The sequence below is a fragment of the Sphingomonas sp. RB1R13 genome (assembly GCF_036663775.1).
Taxonomy (GTDB): domain Bacteria; phylum Pseudomonadota; class Alphaproteobacteria; order Sphingomonadales; family Sphingomonadaceae; genus Sphingomicrobium.
Genome location: NZ_JAXOJM010000075.1, coordinates 1 through 1,174 on the forward strand (window position 1 = coordinate 1; position 1,174 = coordinate 1,174).

The 1,174-nt window shown below is 70.0% G+C and carries 1 protein-coding gene; it reads right to left on the bottom strand.

Features of this window, described 5'->3' with window-relative positions:
- A partial coding sequence (locus U1700_RS15005; RefSeq protein WP_332753479.1) for a phosphoenolpyruvate carboxylase occupies positions 1 to 1,174 on the bottom strand: 1,174 nt, incomplete at both ends.

A 1,174-nucleotide genomic window follows, 5' to 3' on the forward strand; every position in this document is an offset into this window, starting at 1 on the left:
CGCCTGCGACCTTCAGCAGTTCGGCGACGACGCGCTCATGCACCGCCGAATTCTGCCGCAGGTCGAGCGTGGCGAGATGGAAGCCGAAGGTCTCGACCGCGCGGATCAGACGGCCGAGCGCGCCGCCGCCGGCCAGCGCACCGTCACCCTGTGCCGCCAGCCCGCGCGCGATTGCGACTAGATCGGTGCGTAAGCTCTTGGGATCGGGATAGGGCTCGCCGGTCAGGCGGCCGGGGCGGGGCGGGGTCTTGCCGGTCAGGGCCTGAGGCGTGGCGGCCAGGCGCGCATAGATGCCCGACAGGGCACGACGATAGGGCTCGTCCGAGCGGCTGAGCGCCTCGTCGCCGCTGGCGTCGGCCAGCGCCAGCACCGCCTCGTCCACCTGGGCATGGCCGGTCGAGATGGACAGCTCGGCACCCAGCGCATGGACGCCCTCGCAATAATGGGTCAACACCGCGTCCGCGGCTTGTGCGAGCGCGGTCGTCAGCGACTCGGCGGTGACGAAAGGATTGCCGTCGCGGTCGCCGCCGATCCACGAACCGGGACGCAGGAAAGCGGGCACGCGCGTGCCGAACGCCTTGTCCCAGCGCTGGTAGAGCGCGGGCAGCACCGGCAGGAACACGTCGCGCAAATAGGACAGCGCCGTCTCCACCTCGTCGGTAACGTACAGCCGCTCACGGCGCAGCACGCGCGTCTGCCAGAGGAGTGCGATCTGGCGACCGATCGCCGCCTCGACATCGTCGCCGTCGGGTGTGACGGTGCGGCCCGCGTCGCGCATCGCCAGCAGTTCGGCAATGCGATTGCGGTGGTCGATCATGCTCTTGCGCCGTACCTCGGTCGGGTGCGCGGTCAGCACGGGGACGACCAGCGCCTGCGCGAGCAGTTCCATCGCGGCGTCCCGGTCGATGCCTTGTCCGGCCAGCGTCTCCAGCACATCGGCGATATCGGCGGCGGGCTCGCGCGCGATGCCCTGCCGGTCCTCGGCCAGATTGGCGAGCATCGAGAACAGCATGAAGCCGCGCACGAAATCCAGCGTCTCGTCCAGCGCGAGGCGTTCCAGTTGCAGGTCGACCGACCCGTCCTCGCCCAGCCCGCGATAGCGATCGACCGAGGCGCGGCGAATGGCCTCGGTCGCCTCGAACAGTGCGTCGCCGCCATAGCGGCGTATCACATC